This is a genomic window from Pontibacter ummariensis (assembly GCF_900188175.1).
Lineage (GTDB): Bacteria > Bacteroidota > Bacteroidia > Cytophagales > Hymenobacteraceae > Pontibacter > Pontibacter ummariensis.
In genome coordinates this window covers 358,905-379,355 of the sequence record NZ_FZOQ01000002.1, presented here as the reverse complement: position 1 = coordinate 379,355, position 20,451 = coordinate 358,905, and the positions used below count along the sequence as shown (strand labels likewise).

The window sequence follows — 20,451 nt, the reverse complement described above, 5'->3', positions numbered from 1 at the left end:
GGAGGGCTTTTTGTTTCCGGAGCTATGTATTTGCATAAAAAGTATATTTTATATACTTTAGGTTTGTAACCCGCCTCTTTGCTTATGAGAAAGCTTGTGCTTTGCTTCGCGTGCCTTTTTCTACTGGTTTGGCAACAGGCCTTTTGTCAGAAAGGGGAGCAGGACATTACCCTTAGCTATGGTTTTTTCTCTACTCCTATAATCGCGAGTTCACTAGGCAAGGTGGTCGCGTCTTTTATCACAGGATCCGATACACAGTTAAAAGCAGTGGGGCCCCTAACAGTTGGTTACACCTACCACCTGGGCGATAGAGTTACTGTAGGCATCACCGGTTCCTACACGCAGGCCACGCTTCATGTAAACGACTCGGGGGAAATCTTCTCCCGCAACAAATATTATACTTTTATGCCCCAATCCACGCTCTTCCTGGGTAGAAAAGATAAAGTGGAAGCTTATGTGGGACTTGCCTTCGGGGCTACCTATTATATTCACTCATCGGACTCTTATCAGGAGCAATCCCCGCAGTTGTCTTATCAGGTAACCCCGATCGGCGTAAGAACGGCCGGAAGAACCGGAGCTTTTCTGGAACTGGGGTACGGGTACAAGGGCATTGTGAATGTGGGGCTGAGCCGGCGGCTTTAAGGTGAGCCCAATAAAAAAGGCAGTGTAACTGCCTTTTTTATTATGAGATAGGCCTTCTGACTTAGAAAGCCTTTAATACGGCGTAGAACAGGGCTCCCCAACCCACAATAAATAAAGTGCCTCCAAGAGGAGTAATGGCTCCCAGCCAGGTAATACCGGTGGCACACAGGGTGTACAAAGAGCCTGAAAAGATCAGAATGCCCAGGAAGAAACACCAGGCTGCCACCTGTAGGGCAGGCTGCTCAACCCGAAACAAAAGAAGGCCCACGGCCAGCAGGGCCAGGGTATGGTACATCTGGTACTTAACGGCTGTCTCAAAAGTATCGACACGGTTGGTGGCGTTTAGTAAAGGAGCCAGTGCATGTGCGCCGAAAGCGCCGATGGCTACTGTTAAGGCTCCCAGGGCGCTGGCTATCAGAAGTATTAGTTTTTGCGTCACAAGTGAAGGGTTATCAGGTTATGTTCAATGGTGTTACAAAGGTATAACAGCCACTCTTAAAAACGACGCTTGTCTCTAATTTATCATGCCATGTGCCTTATCCCCCTGAATTTACTCTTCTCCTTCCAGTGCTTCAATTAGTTGCTCCTCGAACTCATCCTGGCTGTCGTACTGCGTAAATTCCAGTCTTTTGCCCTTCGCTTTCAGCTGTGTCACCACATCCAGCGCCACGTTAAGCGGCTCCACTTCATTACCGCTAAGGTCTGTACCCCAGTCGGCTCCGAGCAACAAATGGTCTTCGTACATGCCGACGCACCAGTTTTCCAAAAACTCCACCAGTTCGATTGATTCGGCATTGTATTGCGCCCACTCATCCTCCGCACAGGCCGCGGCCCCTTCTTCCGTCGACCAAAACAATATTACTTCTGTGTCCTCAAACTCAGCAGAGCTGGAAGTTGCCCAGGTGTCGCCTTTGGTAAGCCCCCACACAGCATCCGCTTCAATAATTTGTTTTATAAAATTCTGGTAGCTCGTCTCTGTGCTCGCTGCATGCTGTGCCATATCTGTCTGCTTTTATGTATGAAATTAATGATTAACTGGTTTAAGAAACGTTTGAACAGGCTTAACCTTAAAAGAAAGGGCGACAGTAGTACCCCTTCTCGCAGGCACTACAACTGCTGGAACAGGTTCGGGTAGTCAGAGATCAAGCCATCTACCCCCATCTCTTTCAGTTGTCGCATTTTCTCCAGGTCATTCACCGTCCAGGGGATTATCTTCATTCCTTTACTATGGACATGCTCTACGAGTTGTGGTCTTACGAGTTTAAAATTAGGGCTGTAGATGGTAGGGGTGAAGCCGAGCGTTCGCAGGTTCTTGTTCAGTCCTTTCAGGTTTTCTACCAGCAAGGCAGTTTTTACCTGGGGATATTTGCGGTGCAGCACCTGCAAGGTGCGCGCATCGAAGGACTGAATGATCACGTAGGGAAGGATTTCCTTTTCCTGCAATACCTGCATAAGCTTTTCTACGAACTCCTCAGGGGCTGGGTGGTAGGTGCCATCGCCTGCGGGCTTAGACTTCGTCTCGATATTATAAAAGACCTGCGGCTGTTGGTGGGCCTGCAAATAGGCCTGCACCGTGTCAATTAGCTCGGAGAGCAGGGGCTTGTAGGCCTTTTGCAACTGTTGCTCTGGGAAGCGGCTATAAGGCTTGGATCCTACATCAAACTTTCTGATGTCCGCATAATTCATTTGGTACAGCACGTAATTTTTGCCTTCTTCTTCCGGAATGGCCTCTCCGGATGGCAGCAGTTCATGTTCCGGATTCAGGTAGGGGTCGTGCGAGAGCAGCACCTGGCCGTCTTTGCTGATGTGGGCGTCCATCTCCAGAGTTGTCACACCCAACTCCAGCGCCTTCAGCATAGCGGGAACCGTGTTCTCCGGCATCAGTCCACGCGCGCCTCTGTGGCCCTCTAAATCAAAGGCCGGAAGGGGATTGGATGGGGCTGTTGTTGCTGTTGATGCCATAGGCGTGGAGGTACAGGCGTAAAGGAGGAGGCCGGTTACGACAGGGGCGTAAGTACGTATAAAGCGCATGTAAGTGTTTGTTGGTTCTTGTAAAGATTCGTCTGTCAGGCGTACTTTAAAAGTACTGCCCCCTATCTTAACAAAAAGGTAACAAGCGACCCCGGTACACCAACGGGTGCCAGTCTATTTGTTATAGTTCCGGGAGCCAAAGATGCCACTGCCTACCCGAATCATGGTACTGCCCTCCTGCAGGGCCAGTTGCCAATCAGAGGTCATCCCCATGGAGATTTCCTTGAAATAGTCACTGTCAGAAAAGAAGCTTTCCTTTAGTTTCCGGAAACAGTCCCGCAGGCAAACAAACTCCTGGCGCAGCTTGTCCTCGTCGTCGGTATTGGTGGCAATACCCATTACGCCTGTTATACGGATATGCTCCATGCGCTGGTATTCTTCAGACTGCAGCAACGCCACGGCTTCTTCACAAGCCATGCCGAACTTGGTTTCCTCATCGGCAATAGAGATTTGCAGCATGCAGTTAACTGGTGTGCTGCGGCCGGCCTGCGCTGCCCGCTTGTTGATTTCTTTGAGCAGCTTCAGGCTGTCTACCGACTGAATGGTATCGATGAAGGCAGCTATGTACTTTACCTTGTTTGTCTGGAGGTGGCCGATGAGGTGCCAGGCAATGTCCTGTGGCAAAGCGGGTTGCTTGTCCACCAGTTCCTGCACCTTGTTTTCACCAAAGAGGCGCTGCCCCGCGTCATAGGCTTCCTGGATCTTTTCCACTGGGTGCGTTTTGGAAACGGCTACCAGGCGGCAGTTGCTGCTTTTCAGTTGCTCCTCAAAGTATTGTATGTTCTCTGCTATTCGCATCTTTTTGTAAGCTTTTTTCCCTAGTTTCTTCTGGTATGTACAGTCTGTTTAATTAGTCCTACTTAGCAAGCAGAGAAGGGCATCTTCCCTGGTTCTGATGCGCTATCCAAATTTTAGTCCTCCAGTACGTTGGTGATGAAGGTGTTCTTCAATAGCATCCAAATTAAGAGCAATAGGAGCGCCCACTTCAGGTACACCTGGTAGTAGTCTTTGGTATCGCGGAAGCGTTTCTCCGTTACCTCGGTCTTTTCCAGTTTGTTGATCTTATTGAAGATCTCCTGTAAGGCACTTTTACTATCCGCCCGAAAGAACTGCCCTGCGCCAATGGTCGCTATCTGGCGCAGGGTCGATTCATCCATTTGGGTTTCCACGTAGAGTGTTTTCCCCGTTTCATCCACCTCGTAGGCTACCTGCCCATCTTTACCAATCCCGATGGTATAAAGTTTAATGCCATAGGCATAGGCCAGTTGTGCGGCCAGTTCCGGGTTCAGGCTACCGGCGGTGTTTTCACCATCGCTGATCAGGATCACTACTTTGCTTTTGGCTTCGGAATCCCGCATCCGGTTGATGGCCACCGCCAAGGCGCTTCCGATCGCTGTCCCATCGTTTGGGATCATCTGAAAGCCGATGGAGTTGATATTGTCCCGCAGCAACTGGTAATCAGTGGTGAGCGGAGCCAGCGAGTAAGCATCTCCGGCAAAAACAACCATCCCGATGCGGTCCTGTACGCGACCTTCTATGAAGTTTAAAGCAACCTCTTTGGCAGCCGTTAACCTGTTGGGCTGTATGTCTTCCAACTCCATGGATCCGGACACATCAAGGGCCAGCACAATGTCTATGCCCTCGGCATTCAGCTCTACTTGCTCGTTCACGCGCTGTGGCCTTGCCAGGGCAACCACCACTAACATCATAAAGAGCATAAACACCAAATTGGGGAGATGGCGCAGCACACTGCTCCACTGCCAGCGGACCTTGCCCTCGAACATTGCCATGTCCAGCTTGTTCCGAGAGTTCAGGGTAAAGAGCCATTTGAGCAGAAAGAGCAGGGGGACCGCCGGCAACCCGTAGAGCACCAGGGGGTACACCCAGTCAAAGGAGCCAAGAGTGCTAAAGCTAAACCATTCCAGGCTCAGCCAGTCCCAGAAATCATTGCCTGTTCTTAGCATTGTTTATTTGTTCCCTTCGTGTTTTGTACCTGACCTTGGCAAAGCGGCGGAGCATGCCCAGGGCCAGGTTTGTTTCTCCTTCCGACTCCGTCTGCATGTTGCCATAGATCGCTTTATCGCAAATGCGCAGGGCGGTGTTTACCTCCTCGTCGTTTTCGTAGAACTCTACGATCTCTTTGGTGGTGAAAGAATTAATGGCGCTCCGCTCCAGCTTTGTCAGGTAATTTTTCCAGAGCGACACCGCTTTTTCAATACTACCCGTAGCGCCTGACTTCACGAACCTGTCCACATGCGAGCCGTAGCGGGAGGCAAAGTAAAGGTGGTCCTTGCGCAGTCGGTATAGCTTGTATTTCCGGCGAATAGCCTGCCCGAACAAAAGCCACACCAAACTTAGGAAGGTGATTACCGCCACCACCCACAGCAGCACGTAGGGCCAGTTAAAGCGTTCTTCCACCGGTGCGAGCTCTGTCTCTGATTTTACAGGCAGTGGCTCTTCTACCTGTTGCACCAACTGCTGCAGATGCACCCTGGCCGAGGGGGCAAACACCTGTAAGGTATCGGACTGGCGAAGCACGTACACGGGCAGGGATAGCTGCTGTACTGCCTGCGTCTCGAATGTGCGGAGGGTATATACCGCACTGTCGGTACTGATGCCCCCCTTGGTTTTGGTCGGATAAAAGTCCCGGCTTACCAGTTCGAAAGGTGCGAAGTTGTTTTTGCCGGAAGGGAGCACTACCTCCTGGGTGTCGGGGTGTCGGTGCACGAGGAGGTACTTCAGTGGTTCGCCTAGTTTAACCGTATCCCGGTTAAAGGTCCCGCTAGGCAGTGCTATTTGCTGGGCCCAAAGAGCTGAAGGATACAGGCACAGCAGCGTGAATAGGATGAGGTTACGCACTTTTCTTTGTTGACTTGTTTCGGAGCCTGAACAGGTTGACCAGCTGGGGCACGTAATCTTCGTTTGTCTGTATCGCCAGGTAATTGGCCTGGTACTTCTGGCAAAGGCGCATCAGTTGCTCTTTGTTTTCCTGGTACTGGGAGAGGTAACGCTTTTTAAACTCCTGCCCCGAGGTGTTCAGCCAGATGGTGCGGCCTGTTTCTTTGTCCAACACCGGTACTATACCCATGGATGGTAGGGTATGCTCCCGCAGGTCCTGTAGGTGCAGCACGATCAGGTCGTGGCGCTTTGCCAGCATGGCCAACTCCTTTTCGTAATTCACGTCAATGAAGTCGGAGAGGAGCAGGATGATGCTGCGCCGCTTGATGATGTCTAAGGTCAGCTTAATGCCCGCCGCCAGATTGGTTCTCGTGGACTTTGGCTCTAATTCATTCAACGCCTTGATGATGGCATAGGCCTGCTGTATGCCTTTGGCGGGCTGTATGTACTTCTCCTTCTGTTCTGATATGCAGATCATCCCGATCTGGCTTTGCTGCCTGGCCGCCGAGAGGGCCAATACCCCGCATATCTCCTTGCCCACGTCCAGCTTTTGCTGATCCCCTGTGCCAATATTTTGCGAGCCGCTCACGTCCAGCATCAGGAAGACCGACTGCTCTTTTTCCTCCCGGTAGGTTTTCACGAAAGTACCATGCCCTTTGGCCGACACGTTCCAGTCAATAGAACGCACGTCATCGCCATACTGGTATGCCCGCACGTCGTCAAACTCCAGCCCGGTGCCTTTAAACACCGAGTGGAAATCGCCCTGCATCTGCGTGGTGATAGCTTTGCGTATGCGGATTTCGTACTTTCGTAGCTTCTTTACAAGCTCTTTCATCGACAGGTGCTGTAAAGTCTGATTTTAAAATTACCAATTATCTCGTATTTTTCTCCGTGAAAAAACTTTTCCCCATTCTTTTTTGCCTCTCCTTGCTGGCCTGCCAGGGGCAAAACGAACAAAAGCCGGCTAATATGGTTCCCCAGGAGAAAATGGTGCGAATACTGGCAGATGTGCACACGGCTGAGGCGATTATCGAGACAAGCGTGATTTATCCGGACACCAGCCTGATGGTGTTTAACCGGGAACAGGAGGAGATCCTGAAAAAGCACGGTGTTTCGAAGGAGGATTTTAGAACCTCTTACCGGTACTATCTCGATAACCTGCGCGAGATGGACAAGCTCTACGAGATTATTGTGGATACCCTGAGCGTACGGGAGTCAAAAGCACAGGCGGCAGGAAGCAGCGAGCAGCAGTAACACAAGTGGCTGACTTTGCCTCGAAGGCCAATGACAGCCACCTGTGTTCTTATCTTTAGCTGTGGATCTTCAGTTTCGCGAAGCTTAAGAGCAGCGTTTTCTCACCTACCTCATCAAAGTTGATGATGGCCTTGGTGCTGTTGCCTTGGGTGTCCATTTTACTTACCACACCAAAACCAAATTTCGGGTGCTCTACCTTCATGCCTGCAGCCAGGTTGCTCGTGTCACTCGGCTTGAAGTCAGCCGGAGGGGTATAGTTGCTGGCTACCTGCTTCCTGGGGGCAGGTGCTACCAAGTTACTTTTCCGCTGTAGTACCCGGTCAAAGATGTTTCCTCCCCCGGAAGCTCCGTTGTCCCCGTACTTAAAGTTAAGGTACTTCGGATCGATCTCATCCAGGAAGCGGCTTTTTTCACAGGCGCGCAGGTTGCCCCACTGGTAGCGGCTGGTGGCGTAGGTCAGGTACAGCTTCTTTTCTGCACGGGTAATGGCCACATAGAAAAGACGGCGCTCTTCCTCCAGGTCTGCGCGGGAGTTTAGCATCATCTGACTTGGGAAGAGGTTTTCCTCCATGCCCACGATAAACACGTTCTTAAACTCCAGGCCCTTGGCGGAGTGTATCGTCATCAGCGTTACAAACTCCCCGTCCTCATCGGCTTTCGTGTCGGCATCGGTGATGAGCGCGATGTCCTGCAGGAAAGCCGAAAGGCTCTTGTCTTCCTTCTCCGGGTCGTCCACGTACTCCTTGATACCGTTCAGCAGCTCCTGTATGTTTTCGTAGCGGGCCAGTCCTTCCACTGTTTTGTCGGCATAGAGCTCATCTACAATGCCGGAGTGCTTGGCCACATGCTTGGCTACCTCAAAAGCATCCTGCTGTGCTGCCATGCGGGCAAAGTCTTTTATCTTGATGGAGAAGTTCTCAATGGCAGCGCCCACCCGATTGCCAAGGAAGCTGCCGGCATTCTGCACCACCTCCCAAACCGTATGGTTCGTTTCATCGGCCGTCACAAAGAGCTTGGCTTCTGTGGTTTCCCCTATACCGCGCTTCGGGTAGTTAATCACGCGCCGCAGGGCCTGCTCATCATTGGGATTTACCGTCAGGCGCAGGTAGGCGATCAGGTCTTTTATCTCTTTGCGCTGGTAGAAGGAAAGGCCACCGATAATCTTGTACTTGATGTTCATGCGGCGCAGGGCCTCTTCCATGGCACGCGACTGGGCGTTGGTGCGGTACAGGATGGCAAAGTCGTCGTAGGAGAGGTGGTTGCTCATCTTCTCCTCAAAAATGGTGGTGGCTACCAGCTTGCCCTCTTCGTTGTCGGAGTTGGCCTTTACCACTTCGATCAGTGGGCCTTGCTCGTTATCTGTGAAGACCTCTTTGCGCAATTGGGCCTGGTTGTGCTTGATCACAGAGTTAGCGGCATGCACAATGTTTTGGGTGGAGCGGTAATTCTGCTCCAGCTTAAACACCTCCAGTTCCGGGTAATCGCGCTCAAAGTTGAGGATGTTCTGGATATCAGCGCCACGGAAGGCATAGATAGACTGGGCATCGTCGCCTACCACCACGATGTTTTGGTTTTTGGCAGCCAGCTTACGGGTAATCAGGTACTGTGAGTAGTTCGTATCCTGGTACTCGTCCACCATCACGTAGTGGAAGATGTTCTGGTACTTGTTCAGCGCGTCCGGATGGTCTTTGAAGAGCACGTTCGTCTGGAACAGCAGGTCGTCGAAGTCCATGGCACCGGCCTTAAAGCAGCGGTTCTGGTAGGTCTCGTAGATCTTACCGATCTTCGGGCGCATGGCCGCCTCGTCATCCGCCTGGATCACCGGGTCATTGATGTACTGCTTCACCGAGATCAGCTTGTTCTTTGCAGAGGAAATACGGCTCAGCACCACGTTGGGCTTATACAGCTTGTCGTCCAGGTTCATTTCCTTCACGATGTTGCGGATAAGCGTCTTCGAGTCGTCCGTGTCGTAAATCGTGAAGCTTTTCGGGTAGCCGATTTTCTCCGCCTCAGCACGGAGGATGCGTGAGAACACCGAGTGGAAAGTGCCCATCCAGATGTTCTTGGCCTCGTTGCCGATCACCTTCTCGATCCGGTGGCGCATCTCCTTAGCTGCCTTGTTGGTAAAGGTAAGGGCCAGTATATTAAAGGGATCCACTCCCTGAGCAATCAGTTGAGCGATTCGGTAGGTCAGTACCCTTGTTTTACCGGAGCCGGCACCCGCAATAATCATGGCTGGTCCCTTGGTATGGAGCACTGCCTTGCGCTGCGACTCGTTCAATAAGTCTAAATAATCCATTTCTTCTCTTCCGCGTGCGTCTTAAAATCTGTGCAATTTACAAATACAATTCCGTTTTCAGAACGGCGCCTGTACTTTTGGCACAGTGCATGCAGCCTTGTGGTTAATACAGGCCCTACAGGAGGAACACGAAAGAGGCGCAAAGCGTTTAGATTTGACAGCTTCAGTTAGCCCAAATGGCTTGTGAATGCACATAAGCCGGCATTTTCTTGATTTAGAGGCCCTGAGGGGCTTATTTTGCAACAAATTTCTTACGTAAAGCAATAGCTTTGAAACAAGTAGACACAAACGACAGGTGGGTATCCGCTAAAAGGTTAGCCCTGATCCTGGTTTTAGGCGGAATGGGGCAGCTAAGCCTGGCGCAGACACCAGGCCCGCAGAAAACCCCAGCAGACCAGAAAGCGGTAGCCAAGGCTACTGACGCTGTTACGGCTAAACCGGCCGATGCGATTGCTACAGCCTCTCTTAAAAGAATTTGGCGGACGCCCGTTATGGACGAGGCCATGGCCTATTATGCCGGTCTGCAGTACCAGCAGGCCTACGCGAAGTTTAAAGAGGCGGCCAGCCAGGGCGATCCGGATGCGCTGTACTTTATGGGGCGCATGCACCAGTACCGCGAGTTGAAGTACGATTCGGTGCAGATCGATACTATCCAGCAGGTGCAGGAAGCTAAAAGTTACTTTGCAGCCAACGAAGACTCGGCCCGCTATTATTACCAGGCTGCGGTGGACAACGGCAGTCTGCTGGGACACCTTGGTTTGGGAGAGCAGATGGTGCTCCACACCCAGGACGATATGCGCCGCTTTATGCAGCACATGCGCTCAGCCGGTGTCGTGATCCGGGAAAAGGCCATCAGCGGGGATGCTTTCAGTAATCGCATTTTGGGCAGTATGTACTATACCGGCTTTGGGGAGATTGTGGACAAGGGGCTGGCTTTTAATTACATCAGCAAAGCAGCGGAGGCGAATGATGTGGCCGCCTATCCTTCCCTGGCGAACCTGTACCTGAATGGGGAAGGGGTGAAGAAGGACTACGAGAAAGCGGTTTACTGGCTAAAGAAAGGCGCTGCTGCCGGAGAGCGGGAGTCTTTGTATACCCTGGCCCTGCTTTATGAAGAAGGGACCCTGGGCGAAGTAAAGGTGGATGAGGCGCGTAAGCTGTACCGCAAAGCAGTGTCCAAGGGCAGCGAGAATGCGTATGAGCAGCTCAAGTATATTAACCAAACGCCCGACCAGAAATTGGTGATTGCCTCCATTACCCGCGACCCTGACATGTTGAAACGGGCTATTGCGGCAGGGGCTAACGTAAATACCAAGGCAGTGCCTACAGAGTACCAGGCGAACCTCCATGGCCGCACCCCCTTAATGCACGCGGTGTTTGTGCCCATGCTGCAGGAAGACTATGGCGTGATCTATAAACCGGAAGTACGCCTGAAAACAGCCAGTCAACTTTTGGAAAAGGGCGCACAGGTGAACGCGCAGGATGATGTAGGGAAAACAGCCCTGCACTATGTGGTGAGCAGCTCCCGTATCAGGTCGGAGGTATATGAAATGGAGCAGGTCCAACTGTTAGACAAGCTCTTGTCGTATGGGGCAGACCCTAACATACAGGATAAGAAGGGCAACACGGTGCTGACGCAGGCCCTTAAGGCCACCATCGGGCAGCACATTGGTATTATGGAGTTGCATAAGCTCCTGGAGGCGGGGGCAGACCCTAATATCGAGAACAACGAAGGCAAAACGCCGTTGCTGCTGGCGAGTGAGATAGACGCTAATTTTGAGATCATCGTGGCGCTCCTGCAGGCAGGGGCCGATGCGAAGCATAAAGACAAAACCGGTAAGGCTGCCATCGATTACACCAAGCGCGAGAATGTGCAGAATATCCTGATGGCTGCCGGATCTCCGAAGCGGCAGGAGTAAAGTTGAGTACTTATGAGGAGGAACACAGGCAATGGCTTATAAAAGCCGTTGCCTGTGTTCTTTTAGAGCTGAACCGCTTTTACCGGGGCAGGTCTTTGTAAACTATTTTATGGTTACCTTTGTCTCTCTTTAAACAGTAATCGTGGGTGAAAGGCTTTCTTCTTTTGTCCCTTATCTTTTGTCTTTAAGAATATGATAGTCCTGCAGAATACCGTGATCAGTGATGATGTACGTGATCAGTTTTTTGTGTGTAACCTGGAGAAGTGTAAAGGCGCCTGCTGCGTAGAAGGCGACCTGGGGGCACCGCTGGAAGAAGAGGAGCTGGCCATTCTGGAGGAAAGCTACGAGCAGATAAAGCCTTACATGACAGGTGCCGGCAAGCAGGCCGTGGAGGAACAGGGGCTTTACATCAAGGATTGGGAAGGCGACTACTCTACGCCCACTATTAACAACCGGGAGTGCGTGTATGCTGTCTACGACGAGAACAAGACCCTGAAGTGTGCCATAGAGGAAGCCTATAACGATGGCAAGATAAGCTGGAAGAAGCCTATATCCTGCCACCTTTACCCGATCCGCATCACCAAGTACGACGACTTCGAGGCCTTGAACTACGACCGTTGGGGTATCTGTAGTTCAGCCTGTAACTTTGGCCTGGACCTGGGTGTGCGCGTATATCAGTTTCTGAAGGAGCCTCTGATTCGGAAGTATGGCGAAGACTGGTATAAGGAGTTAGAACAGGTAATGGACGAGCAGCAGCCGGAAAAGGCTTAAGCACCTAGAATTAAAGAAAGGCCCTATAGCAGGGCCTTTCGCTTTTTACGGCTATTCAACAACTGTTTCAAGCGGCAAAAGCTCCTTCACGTCTACACTTCTCGCTATTTCTAATGTAGCTTTCTGATGCCAGTTGTAGCTGCATTTAGGACGAAATCATTTCCACGTACCTTCTAAAAGATGTACTATTTGCTGCCTGCATATATTTCACGGAGTTGCCTCGTCAGGTAGTCATAGGCAAATGGGATCTCTTTTTTGGGGTTGTTTACTCTGCCTTCAATAAATAGGGGCCCTTTGTAACCAATCGTCTCTAATGCCTTGAAGTAGGGCCTAAAGTCATCTCCCTTTACCCCTGGTAGCGTGCGTTCTTCTTTTTCGGCTACCTCTACATACACGATGATGTTTCCTGCCGCTACAATATGGTGAGGGGGCTCATTTTCCTTCATCATGTGATAGATATCGGCATTCAATCTGAAATGAGGGTGATCAACAGCCTTTACCACATCCGCGGCTTCTTGCAGGGTCGTTAAGAAATTAGTTTCCGTGCTGTTGAGGTTTTCTATCGCGAGGATGATGCCATGTTTCTGGGCAACCCTGGCCATTTTACGTGCTAAGGCCGTAAACGCAGTTTTGGCTGCCACATAATCATAGTTGTCGGGCAACCTTCTGGCCCCGCCGCTACCCAGCACAATTACCGGAATGCCCGCCTGTTTCGCCCTAAAAAAGACCTTATCCAGGTAATTCAGCACTTTGTCCTCATCTACCTCAGGTCCGGCAATCTTTAAAGTAGAAGGGAAAAGGACATTGCACACGTACACCTTGGTTTTGGCATTCGCTATCTTTTGCTTGTTCACCAAGAACGCTGTGTCTGACAAGGAGGGGGAGAGCATTTTTCCAACTGACTCGCCCAAAAAGCTGAAGCCAGCTGCATGAAGCAGACTGTCCTGCTCAAGGGAGGCAATCATGCCTAGCGTGGGTATTGCTTGTGCACATGCTTTAAAGCCGGACCATAAGCTTAGGAAGACCAGGGCCATACAGAAGGATGCTCTCATAAGAAGTGCTTTTGTGCGTTAGCTGTTCTGGAGAAGTACTGTTGGTTTAATATACGAATATATTTTAGCTTACCGTGATGTTAAAGAGAAGCAGGCCAGCCTAACTCTCTAATAATGAGAAAGGCGAGTGCACTCGCTTCGGCTGCTGTTTTCAACCTGCGCCCCGTGGTTGGGAATAACGCGAGGAGGGAATCCTTTGTTTGCAGCACTTGCCGGGTTACTTATTCAATCAGGCTAAACAGGCGTCCCCACCGGATCTTGTCGGGCAACTCTTCGGTCGGGTCCACCGAAAACCAGACAAAAGCCGCTTTGCCAACAATGTGGTCCTCGGGCACGAAACCCCAGTAGCGGGAGTCGAGGGAATTGTGGCGGTTATCGCCCATCATAAAGTAGTAGTTCTGCTTAAAGGTGTACTGCTTTACCTCTTTGCCGTCTATCCATAGCTTCCCGCCGCGCACCACAGCATTCTTGTTTTGCTCGTAGTCCAGGATTACCTTCTCGTACAGGGGCAACGTATGTGGGGTAATGGCCACGGTGGCCCCTTCCTGCGGGATGTAGACCGGTCCGAAATTATCCTGGTTCCAGGTGTACAAGGCCGGTGCCTGCGGAAAAACAGCTGGCTCCGCCTCGCCTGGCTTTGCCTTCAGGAGCTGCACTTCCTGTATGATCTCGAGCGAGGCCAGCGCCTTGGCTTTTGCAGGGGTAGTATGCAGAAGGTATCCGTCTGCACCAGGGTAAGCTTCTGTTATGTTCCTGTCTGTAAAGAACTCCTTGTTCAGTACCTTGTCTGTCTTTAGAAAGTATCGGTACTGCCGCTCTTCCGGGTTGTCCGCCGCTTTCCCGTTAATGAACACCTGCATGTCCCGGATGGCGATTGAGTCGCCGGCGATGCCCACACAGCGCTTGACGTAGTGTGTTTTTAGGTCTGTGGGGTGCTCTTCCTCAGCCGGGTAGTTAAACACTACGACATCGTTCCGCCGTACTTCTGAGAAACCGGGAAACCGGAAAGAGGGCACTTGTAGGGCATCGGAGTAGGAGGCAAAGGGCATTCCCCAAAACGTCTGGTGCGTGAGCGGGACCTGCAGGGGCGTCATAGGCGTGCGCGGACCGTAGTGTAGCTTGCTCACAAACAAGTGATCGCCAACCAGCATTGACTTCTCCATGGAAGGGGTTGGAATGGCGTAGGCCTCAAAAGTAGCCCAGCGTATAAAACAGGCAGCCACCACGGCAAACATCAGCGCATCGCCCCATTGCCGGAGTACGCCCGTTTGTACCTGTCTTTTGCGTGAGGGAGCTTTCTTTCTAAACGGTAGCTTCATATATCATATGGTTTATAGAACATACATGATATATAACTGCCTTCTGTCCTTTTAAATTATACCTAGGCTTTGATTTATGCTCTGTTCAACCAAAGTTTCTTTCTGTTCTTACAGGCTTTCAAACTTTTCCAGTTCGGCTAACAAAGAAGGGGCTCGTTTGTCTCGCTTTTGCAACGCTTCATTGGCCCAGTACCTTGCCTCCTTCAGGTTGCCCAGGGCTTCGTACACTACGGCAAGGTTATAGGCTGCCCTGGCTGCTTCTTTCCGCTTGGGGCTCTTTGTGAGTGGTTGCAGCAAGGTAACAGCCTGCTGCCATTCTCCGGCAGCCATACGGATGGCTGCCGGAAAGAAGTCCTGGGCAGAATAGTAAGCCCTGGCTACGGTGACAGGGTGCGGGGAGAGGCGTTCCCAGTAAAACAGACCTGTTTCCCATGCCAGTTCGTTTACAACAGGCCCTGCTTTGCTAAGTGCCGGTCCAATAGCCAGCAAGCCACTGACAACGGCGCGGGATTGATAGGGCACTTCCTGGGTAAGGGTTGCCTTGTCCAGCACCGCGCCTGTACTGTCGTAGAGGGTCCAGGAGGACTTTGCAACGAGGGTGTAGTAGGCTGTTTTAGAAACTTCGCCGTTATCGGCCTCTTCTCGTACCGTTGTCTGTTCAAAAAAGGTGTCGAAATCATCAAGCGACAGGAGCAGGTGGTGCGGGGCCTGGCTATAAATCTCCTTCACCTGTGCCGGCGTTAACTGCTCCTGTGTTGTTGCAGCCTTAAAGCTGGCGGTGTCGGTATAAACGAGCAGGTAGGTGCTGTCCTGTTCGATGGCTCCCAGCACACCGGCATATGCTCCCCGGACCCCGTCGGCAAAAACGGCCACCTTCTTATCCTTTTCAAAAGGCAGAAGCTCGGGGTTGTATCTGTTCAGCACCGCTACTTTCCACTGGCTATTAGCGACGGAGACCGCTGCAGGCTGGGTTTTATCCAGGTATAGGAGGGAGGTACAGCCAAACTGGGTCAGTGCAACTGCACATAGCAGGAAAAAACGAAGAGCGCTCTTTTTCATATACACAAGATACAAAAGAGGCGAACTCCGTTGCATACAGGCACAAAAAAAGCCTCAGCTTTCGGCTGAGGCTTTTGATAGTGTTGTTTTACTGAATTGCGCTAAAGTCGAATCCGTCCAAGTAGCTCGTGGTAAAGTTTCCTTCCTTAAAGCCTTTGTCATCCATCAGCTTCAGGTGGAAAGGCACAGTGGTTTTGATGCCTTCAATCACAAACTCACTCAGGGCACGCTTCATCTTCACCAGGGCTTCTTCACGCGTCTGGGCGCTCACGATCAATTTGGCGATCATCGAGTCGTAGTTTGGCGGAATCACGTAGCCGGAATACACGTGAGAGTCTACGCGCACACCATGTCCACCCGGTACATGAAGGTTGGTGATCTTACCTGGAGAAGGGCGGAAGCCATTCTTCGGGTCCTCGGCGTTGATTCGGCACTCGATGGCATGCATCTTAGGGTAGTGGTTCTTTCCGGAGATCTTCTCGCCGGCTGCCACTTTGATCTGCTCTTTGATCAGGTCATAGTCAATTACCTCTTCTGTGATCGGGTGCTCTACCTGGATACGGGTATTCATCTCCATAAAGTAGAAGTCACGGTTCTTGTCTACGAGGAACTCGATCGTGCCCACGCCTTCGTAGTTAATGGCTTTGGCGCCGGCAATGGCGGCCTGCCCCATTTTCTCACGCAGTTCGTCTGTGATAAATGGCGACGGCGTTTCTTCCACCAGTTTCTGGTGGCGGCGCTGGATAGAGCAATCACGCTCGGACAGGTGCGCTGCGTTGCCGTGCTGGTCACCGATCAACTGTATCTCGATGTGGCGCGGCTCCTCTACGAACTTCTCCAGGTAAATGCCGTCGTTGCCGAAGGCTGCTTTCGCCTCTGTGCGGGCATCGTTCCAGGCCTTGGCAAACTCCGCATCATTTTTCACGATGCGCATACCGCGGCCACCGCCACCGGCAGTTGCCTTCAGGATAATAGGGTATTTCACCTTGTTGGCCAGCTTAATGCCCTCTTCCATCGACTTCAGCAAACCATCGGAGCCCGGAATAGTCGGTACGCCGGCTTTTTTCATCGTGTCTTTGGCAGAGGCCTTGTCGCCCATGGCGTTGATCATCTCCGGGGAGGCACCAATAAACTTTATGCCGTTCTCGGCACAGATGCGGGAGAACTCAGCGTTCTCGGACAGGAAGCCGTAGCCCGGGTGAATGGCATCGGCATTGGTGATCTCTGCCGCTGCAATGATGTTGGGTATATTCAGGTAAGACTGGGCACTTGGGGGCGGGCCAATGCAAACAGCCTCATCTGCAAAGCGCACGTGCAGGCTTTCCTTATCGGCAGTGGAGTAAACAGCCACTGTCTTGATGCCCATCTCCTTGCAGGTACGGATAATACGAAGCGCAATCTCACCGCGGTTGGCGATCAGTATTTTCTTAAACATAAATTCGGATTAGGAGATTTGAAGATTTAAAAATGCGGAAATTCTTAATGTAAAAGATGAGAAACCGGAGTACGTAAAGGTCATCTCCATTTTCTCATCTTCACATTTTCAAACTTTCAAATGATGGTATTAGCTAGGATCTACCAGGAACAGCGGCTGATCGTATTCAACAGGCGAAGCATTGTCTACCAACACCTTCACGATTTTACCTGATACTTCAGACTCGATCTCGTTGAAGAGCTTCATTGCTTCGATGATACAGATCACCTGGCCCTTTTTCACTTCATCACCAACATTCGCGAAAACAGGGGTGTCCGGGCTGGAGGCACGATAAAAGGTGCCGATCATAGGAGCCTTGATCGCCACGTACTTGCTCTCGTCAGAGGCAGGGGCCTGCGGCGCAGCAGCGGCAGGAGCCGGAGCGGCGGCAGGGGCAGCCTGTGGAGCCGGTGCAGCAGGAGCTGGGGCTGGAGCTGGAGCAGAACCGCTAACGTACTTCACTTTCTGGTCTGGCTCGCGCTTAACCGAGATCTTGAATTCTTCTGTTTCAATGTTGACTTTGTTCAGTCCGGACTTGGCAATGAAGTCGATGAGTTCCTGGATTTCTTTAGCTTTCATGTGTTATTTTACTCTCTCTGCGTATGAATAGGTACGAGTGTCTACTTTGATTTTTTCATCCTGACCAATAAACAGGGGCACCTGAATAGTAGCGCCTGTCTCAACTATAGCAGGCTTAGAGGCGTTGGTAGCGGTATCGCCTTTAATGCCGGGCTCCGTGTAGGTAATGGTCAGCTCCACGAAAGGAGGAATTTCGCAAGTCAGTGGGGTTTCTGTTTCGGCATGGAAAAGGATGGTAACTTCCTGTCCTTCTTTCATCAGGTCAGCGAATGGCACCATCGCCTCGTCCAGAGCAACCTGCTCAAAAGTGTTCATGTCCATGAAGTGGTAGCCCAGGTCATCTTTAAAGATAAACTGATGAGGGCGTTGCTCTACACGGGCAGTGGTGATTTTGTGTCCGGCCGAGAAAGTGTTGTCTATCACCTTACCGGTTCTTACGTTTTTTAGCTTCGTTCTCACGAAGGCAGGACCTTTTCCTGGCTTTACGTGCTGAAAATCAGTAACGACATAGAGGTCGTTGTTGAATTCAATGCACACGCCGTTTTTAATATCAGCTGTAGTTGCCATACAAGTATATATCTTAATAAAGCGGTAAAAGTATATCCGAATTTTGTGTCATGCAAAGCAAAGTTAGATAAAGTCCCGGAATTGTCGCTAAAGATGCACCGGAAACCTAAGCAAGGCACCTGTAGGAAACCCGCTTTTTGTGAACACCTTCTCTTATGCTATAGATTACGGTTTTAAGCGGAACCCCTGTTTTGTTTAGCCCCTGTTTTAAAGAAAAATTAGAGCACCTTTCTAAGCACTTGGAGCTGAGGGGCTAAGCTGAAGAGGCATTCTTTAGTCGTAAAGCACCCACAAAAAGATTTAAACAAAAACACGCCCGGATAGTTGTGCGTGTATTTAAAAACAAACAAGGCATACTGTTGCATGAAAACAAAGACAATATTATTAGACAGTCGCCCGCAAGGCACACCAACCGAAGATAACTTTAAGTTTATAGAACAGGACCTGCCTTCTTTACAGGAGGGAGAGGTCCTGCTAAAGTCGCTCTACATTTCAGTGGACCCCTATATGCGTGGCCGCATGAGTGCTGCCAAATCGTACGCCCCGCCCTATGAGGTGGGCCAGCCCTTTAAAGGGGGCGTGGTGGCCGAGGTAGTGGAAAGCAAGAACAATACGCTGCCACAAGGAGCGGTGGTGGTGGGTATCCTGCCTTGGCAGCAGTACATCGTGCACAACGGAAAAGGACTGAACCAGGTAAATCCGCAGGTAGCCCCGCTCAGTTATCACCTGGGTATCCTGGGCATGCCGGGGCTCACAGCCTATTTTGGCCTGCTACGCATCGGGCAGCCAAAAGAAGGGGAGACAGTGGTGGTATCCGGGGCTGCCGGGGCTGTAGGCACCGTCGTCGGGCAGATTGCCAAGCTCAAAGGCTGCCGCGTGGTGGGCATCGCCGGGTCAGACGAAAAGATTGCTTACTTGAAAAATGAACTTGGCTTTGACGAGGGGATCAACTATAAAAGCACAGCCAATCTACAGGAGGCTGTAGCACAGGCTTGCCCCGATGGGGTAGACGTGTACTTCGACAATGTTGGCGGGGAGATCTCCGATGCCGTCTTACTGTCGATGAACAAGTTTGCCCGTATTGCCATTTGCGGCCAGATCGCCTTTTATAATAACACCCACCCAGCAACCTGGCTTCGGGTAGAGCCGCTTCTGTTAAGGAGCAGCGCCCTGATGAAGGGCTTTATTGTGGGGGATTACGCCGCAGAGTTCGGCACCGCTGCCAGGGAGCTGGCCGATTGGGTGAAAGAGGGCAAGCTCCAGTACCAGGAGACGGTAAAAGAAGGCTTCGAGAAGCTGCCGGAAACTTTTCTGGGCCTCTTTAAAGGCGAAAACACCGGGAAACTGCTGGTAAAAATCGCTGACAGAGGAGTTTAAGACACTGGTCTGTTGAAGGCCAGGCATGTTGTATTTACTAAAATTTAGATATGAACAATTTCACTTTTTATAATCCTGTCAAAATACTTTTTGGAAAGGGACAGATCAGCAAGCTCAGCAAAGAAATACCCGCTGAGGCACGTGTTATGGTAACCTACGGAGGCGGCAGCATCAAGAAGAACGGCGTGTACGACCAGGTGATGGAAGCACTGAAAGAACACACGGTGCTGGAGTTTAGTAACATAGAGCCTAATCCGCATTATGAAACGCTGATGCAGGCTGTGGAGATTGCCCGTCGCCAGAACATCGACTTCCTGTTGGCAGTTGGGGGCGGGTCGATTGTGGACGGCACAAAATTTATTGCGGCGGCTATACCGTTCGAGGGAGGCGACCCATGGGACATTCTGTCGAAGCGTGCCCCGGTAGAGACTGCCGTTCCTTTTGGTGCCGTACTTACCTTGCCCGCTACCGGCTCTGAAATGAACGCAGGCGCTGTGATCACAAGGGTAGAGACAAAGGAAAAGCTTTCCTTTGGCAGCCCCCACACTTTCCCGAAGTTCTCGGTACTGGACCCTGAAACAACCTTTTCGCTTCCTTTGCGCCAGATCAGCAACGGTATAGTGGATGCCTTTACGCATGTACTGGAACAGTACCTTACCTATCCCGTGAACGCGCCCCTGCAGGACCGGATGGCGGAGTCTATTTTGCTGACGCTAAAAGAGGAGGGGCCTAAAGCCATGCAGAACCCTGGGGATTACGATACCATGGCAAACTTCATGTGGAGTGCGACGATGGCGCTGAATGGTGTGATTAGGGTAGGGGTGCCTACAGACTGGGCCACCCACTACATAGCGCACGAACTGACTGCCCTGCACGGGATAGACCACGCCCGTACTTTGGCTGTAGTGCTACCGGCTCTGCTTCGCTACAAGAGTGAGACCAAGAAAGAAAAACTGCTGCAGTACGGCAAGCGCATATGGGGCGTAGATGCCGGCACAGAGGATGAATGCATTGAGGCGACGATACAGGCCACCATCGCCTTCTTTGAGTCGCTGGACATCAACACCCGCCTTTCTGACTACCAGGTGGGGGAAGACACGATTCGGAGAATTGTGCAGCGCTTCCAGGAGCGGGGTGTCAAGGACCTGGGCGAGCGTGCTGATATTCAGGTAGAAGACGTGCAGCAGATCCTGACGATGAGCTTATAAGC

At 51.4% G+C, this 20,451-nt stretch carries 20 protein-coding genes; 6 read left to right on the top strand and 14 right to left on the bottom strand.

The features are described 5' to 3' along the window. The first annotated feature begins 84 nt into the window (after positions 1-84). Complete coding sequence (locus CHB92_RS03680; RefSeq protein ID WP_089317808.1) at positions 85-642, top strand: hypothetical protein; 558 nt, start codon at positions 85-87, stop codon at positions 640-642. Between the two features lie 61 nt (positions 643-703). On the opposite strand, the gene CHB92_RS03675 is transcribed toward CHB92_RS03680, so the two are convergent. From CHB92_RS03675 to CHB92_RS03645, 7 genes are all read right to left on the bottom strand, one after another. After that, the gene (locus tag CHB92_RS03675; RefSeq protein WP_089317807.1) at positions 704-1,081 is read right to left on the bottom strand and encodes a DUF423 domain-containing protein; all 378 of its coding nucleotides are present in this window, start codon (positions 1,079-1,081) and stop codon (positions 704-706) included. Between the two features lie 111 nt (positions 1,082-1,192). Continuing rightward, positions 1,193-1,642, bottom strand: coding sequence for a DUF2750 domain-containing protein (locus CHB92_RS03670; protein ID WP_089317806.1), 450 nt, complete (start codon positions 1,640-1,642; stop codon positions 1,193-1,195). Between the two features lie 107 nt (positions 1,643-1,749). Then, entirely contained in the window at positions 1,750-2,604 is an 855-nt protein-coding gene (locus CHB92_RS03665) for a glycerophosphodiester phosphodiesterase family protein (protein ID WP_089317892.1), read from the bottom strand. A 183-nt stretch (positions 2,605-2,787) separates the two neighbouring features. Beyond that, entirely contained in the window at positions 2,788-3,471 is a 684-nt protein-coding gene (locus tag CHB92_RS03660; protein ID WP_089317805.1) for a YggS family pyridoxal phosphate-dependent enzyme, read from the bottom strand. A 113-nt stretch (positions 3,472-3,584) separates the two neighbouring features. Next, complete coding sequence (locus CHB92_RS03655; RefSeq protein ID WP_089317804.1) at positions 3,585-4,637, bottom strand: vWA domain-containing protein; 1,053 nt, start codon at positions 4,635-4,637, stop codon at positions 3,585-3,587. Continuing rightward, positions 4,618-5,532: a hypothetical protein gene (locus tag CHB92_RS03650; protein ID WP_089317803.1), complete on the bottom strand. Its 915-nt coding sequence runs from the start codon at positions 5,530-5,532 to the stop codon at positions 4,618-4,620. Before CHB92_RS03650 ends, CHB92_RS03655 begins: the two co-directional genes overlap by 20 nt. Then, positions 5,525-6,406: a DUF58 domain-containing protein gene (locus CHB92_RS03645; protein ID WP_089317802.1), complete on the bottom strand. Its 882-nt coding sequence runs from the start codon at positions 6,404-6,406 to the stop codon at positions 5,525-5,527. Before CHB92_RS03645 ends, CHB92_RS03650 begins: the two co-directional genes overlap by 8 nt. Positions 6,407-6,540: 134 nt before the next feature. Here CHB92_RS03645 and CHB92_RS03640 point away from each other — a divergent pair, with 134 nt between their 5' ends. Continuing rightward, positions 6,541-6,825 carry a DUF4296 domain-containing protein gene (locus CHB92_RS03640; protein WP_089317891.1) on the top strand — a complete coding sequence of 95 codons (285 nt, stop codon included), beginning with the start codon at positions 6,541-6,543 and terminating at the stop codon, positions 6,823-6,825. 55 nt (positions 6,826-6,880) lie between these two features. Here CHB92_RS03640 and CHB92_RS03635 read toward each other — a convergent pair whose 3' ends face one another. Then, positions 6,881-9,124 carry an ATP-dependent helicase gene (locus tag CHB92_RS03635; RefSeq protein ID WP_089317801.1) on the bottom strand — a complete coding sequence of 748 codons (2,244 nt, stop codon included), beginning with the start codon at positions 9,122-9,124 and terminating at the stop codon, positions 6,881-6,883. Between the two features lie 269 nt (positions 9,125-9,393). Here CHB92_RS03635 and CHB92_RS03630 point away from each other — a divergent pair, with 269 nt between their 5' ends. Continuing rightward, positions 9,394-11,043, top strand: a complete 1,650-nt coding sequence (locus CHB92_RS03630) for an ankyrin repeat domain-containing protein (protein WP_245842268.1) — start codon at positions 9,394-9,396, stop codon at positions 11,041-11,043. Positions 11,044-11,235: 192 nt separating this feature from the next. Next, positions 11,236-11,814, top strand: a complete 579-nt coding sequence (locus tag CHB92_RS03625) for a DUF3109 family protein (RefSeq protein ID WP_089317800.1) — start codon at positions 11,236-11,238, stop codon at positions 11,812-11,814. Positions 11,815-11,999: 185 nt separating this feature from the next. Here the strand turns inward: CHB92_RS03625 and CHB92_RS03620 are convergent, their stop codons facing one another. The 6 genes from CHB92_RS03620 to efp all read right to left on the bottom strand — a co-directional run bounded on the left by CHB92_RS03620 (position 12,000) and on the right by efp (position 17,864). After that, complete coding sequence (locus CHB92_RS03620; protein WP_089317799.1) at positions 12,000-12,866, bottom strand: sugar phosphate isomerase/epimerase family protein; 867 nt, start codon at positions 12,864-12,866, stop codon at positions 12,000-12,002. A 221-nt stretch (positions 12,867-13,087) separates the two neighbouring features. Then, positions 13,088-14,185, bottom strand: coding sequence for a signal peptidase I (lepB, locus tag CHB92_RS03615; protein ID WP_089317798.1), 1,098 nt, complete (start codon positions 14,183-14,185; stop codon positions 13,088-13,090). A 108-nt stretch (positions 14,186-14,293) separates the two neighbouring features. Beyond that, positions 14,294-15,244, bottom strand: a complete 951-nt coding sequence (locus CHB92_RS03610) for a DUF6340 family protein (protein ID WP_089317797.1) — start codon at positions 15,242-15,244, stop codon at positions 14,294-14,296. A gap of 88 nt (positions 15,245-15,332) precedes the next feature. Beyond that, positions 15,333-16,679: an acetyl-CoA carboxylase biotin carboxylase subunit gene (accC, locus tag CHB92_RS03605; RefSeq protein WP_089317796.1), complete on the bottom strand. Its 1,347-nt coding sequence runs from the start codon at positions 16,677-16,679 to the stop codon at positions 15,333-15,335. Between the two features lie 129 nt (positions 16,680-16,808). Continuing rightward, on the bottom strand, positions 16,809-17,297 hold the full coding sequence (gene accB / locus CHB92_RS03600) for an acetyl-CoA carboxylase biotin carboxyl carrier protein (protein WP_089317795.1): 489 nt from the start codon (positions 17,295-17,297) through the stop codon (positions 16,809-16,811). A 3-nt stretch (positions 17,298-17,300) separates the two neighbouring features. Continuing rightward, positions 17,301-17,864, bottom strand: a complete 564-nt coding sequence (gene efp / locus CHB92_RS03595) for an elongation factor P (RefSeq protein WP_089317794.1) — start codon at positions 17,862-17,864, stop codon at positions 17,301-17,303. Between the two features lie 363 nt (positions 17,865-18,227). Between efp and CHB92_RS03590 the strand changes: the two genes are divergently transcribed. Both CHB92_RS03590 and CHB92_RS03585 read left to right on the top strand, forming a co-directional pair. After that, entirely contained in the window at positions 18,228-19,241 is a 1,014-nt protein-coding gene (locus CHB92_RS03590; RefSeq protein WP_089317793.1) for an NADP-dependent oxidoreductase, read from the top strand. A 50-nt stretch (positions 19,242-19,291) separates the two neighbouring features. Further along, positions 19,292-20,449 carry an iron-containing alcohol dehydrogenase gene (locus tag CHB92_RS03585; RefSeq protein WP_089317792.1) on the top strand — a complete coding sequence of 386 codons (1,158 nt, stop codon included), beginning with the start codon at positions 19,292-19,294 and terminating at the stop codon, positions 20,447-20,449. Positions 20,450-20,451: the final 2 nt, after the last annotated feature.

Bases quoted from the DNA above. Each gene is read 5' to 3' on its own strand.
- CHB92_RS03610 (WP_089317797.1), bottom strand. From the start codon at position 15,244: ATGAAAAAGAGCGCTCTTCGTTTTTTCCTGCTATGTGCAGTTGCACTG.
- lepB (WP_089317798.1), bottom strand. From the start codon at position 14,185: ATGAAGCTACCGTTTAGAAAGAAAGCTCCCTCACGCAAAAGACAGGTA.
- efp (WP_089317794.1), bottom strand. From the start codon at position 17,864: ATGGCAACTACAGCTGATATTAAAAACGGCGTGTGCATTGAATTCAAC.
- CHB92_RS03590 (WP_089317793.1), top strand. From the start codon at position 18,228: ATGAAAACAAAGACAATATTATTAGACAGTCGCCCGCAAGGCACACCA.
- accC (WP_089317796.1), bottom strand. From the start codon at position 16,679: ATGTTTAAGAAAATACTGATCGCCAACCGCGGTGAGATTGCGCTTCGT.
- CHB92_RS03660 (WP_089317805.1), bottom strand. From the start codon at position 3,471: ATGCGAATAGCAGAGAACATACAATACTTTGAGGAGCAACTGAAAAGC.
- CHB92_RS03625 (WP_089317800.1), top strand. From the start codon at position 11,236: ATGATAGTCCTGCAGAATACCGTGATCAGTGATGATGTACGTGATCAG.
- CHB92_RS03645 (WP_089317802.1), bottom strand. From the start codon at position 6,406: ATGAAAGAGCTTGTAAAGAAGCTACGAAAGTACGAAATCCGCATACGC.
- CHB92_RS03585 (WP_089317792.1), top strand. From the start codon at position 19,292: ATGAACAATTTCACTTTTTATAATCCTGTCAAAATACTTTTTGGAAAG.
- CHB92_RS03655 (WP_089317804.1), bottom strand. From the start codon at position 4,637: ATGCTAAGAACAGGCAATGATTTCTGGGACTGGCTGAGCCTGGAATGG.
- CHB92_RS03620 (WP_089317799.1), bottom strand. From the start codon at position 12,866: ATGAGAGCATCCTTCTGTATGGCCCTGGTCTTCCTAAGCTTATGGTCC.
- CHB92_RS03680 (WP_089317808.1), top strand. From the start codon at position 85: ATGAGAAAGCTTGTGCTTTGCTTCGCGTGCCTTTTTCTACTGGTTTGG.
- CHB92_RS03640 (WP_089317891.1), top strand. From the start codon at position 6,541: ATGGTTCCCCAGGAGAAAATGGTGCGAATACTGGCAGATGTGCACACG.
- CHB92_RS03635 (WP_089317801.1), bottom strand. From the start codon at position 9,124: ATGGATTATTTAGACTTATTGAACGAGTCGCAGCGCAAGGCAGTGCTC.
- accB (WP_089317795.1), bottom strand. From the start codon at position 17,297: ATGAAAGCTAAAGAAATCCAGGAACTCATCGACTTCATTGCCAAGTCC.
- CHB92_RS03665 (WP_089317892.1), bottom strand. From the start codon at position 2,604: ATGGCATCAACAGCAACAACAGCCCCATCCAATCCCCTTCCGGCCTTT.
- CHB92_RS03670 (WP_089317806.1), bottom strand. From the start codon at position 1,642: ATGGCACAGCATGCAGCGAGCACAGAGACGAGCTACCAGAATTTTATA.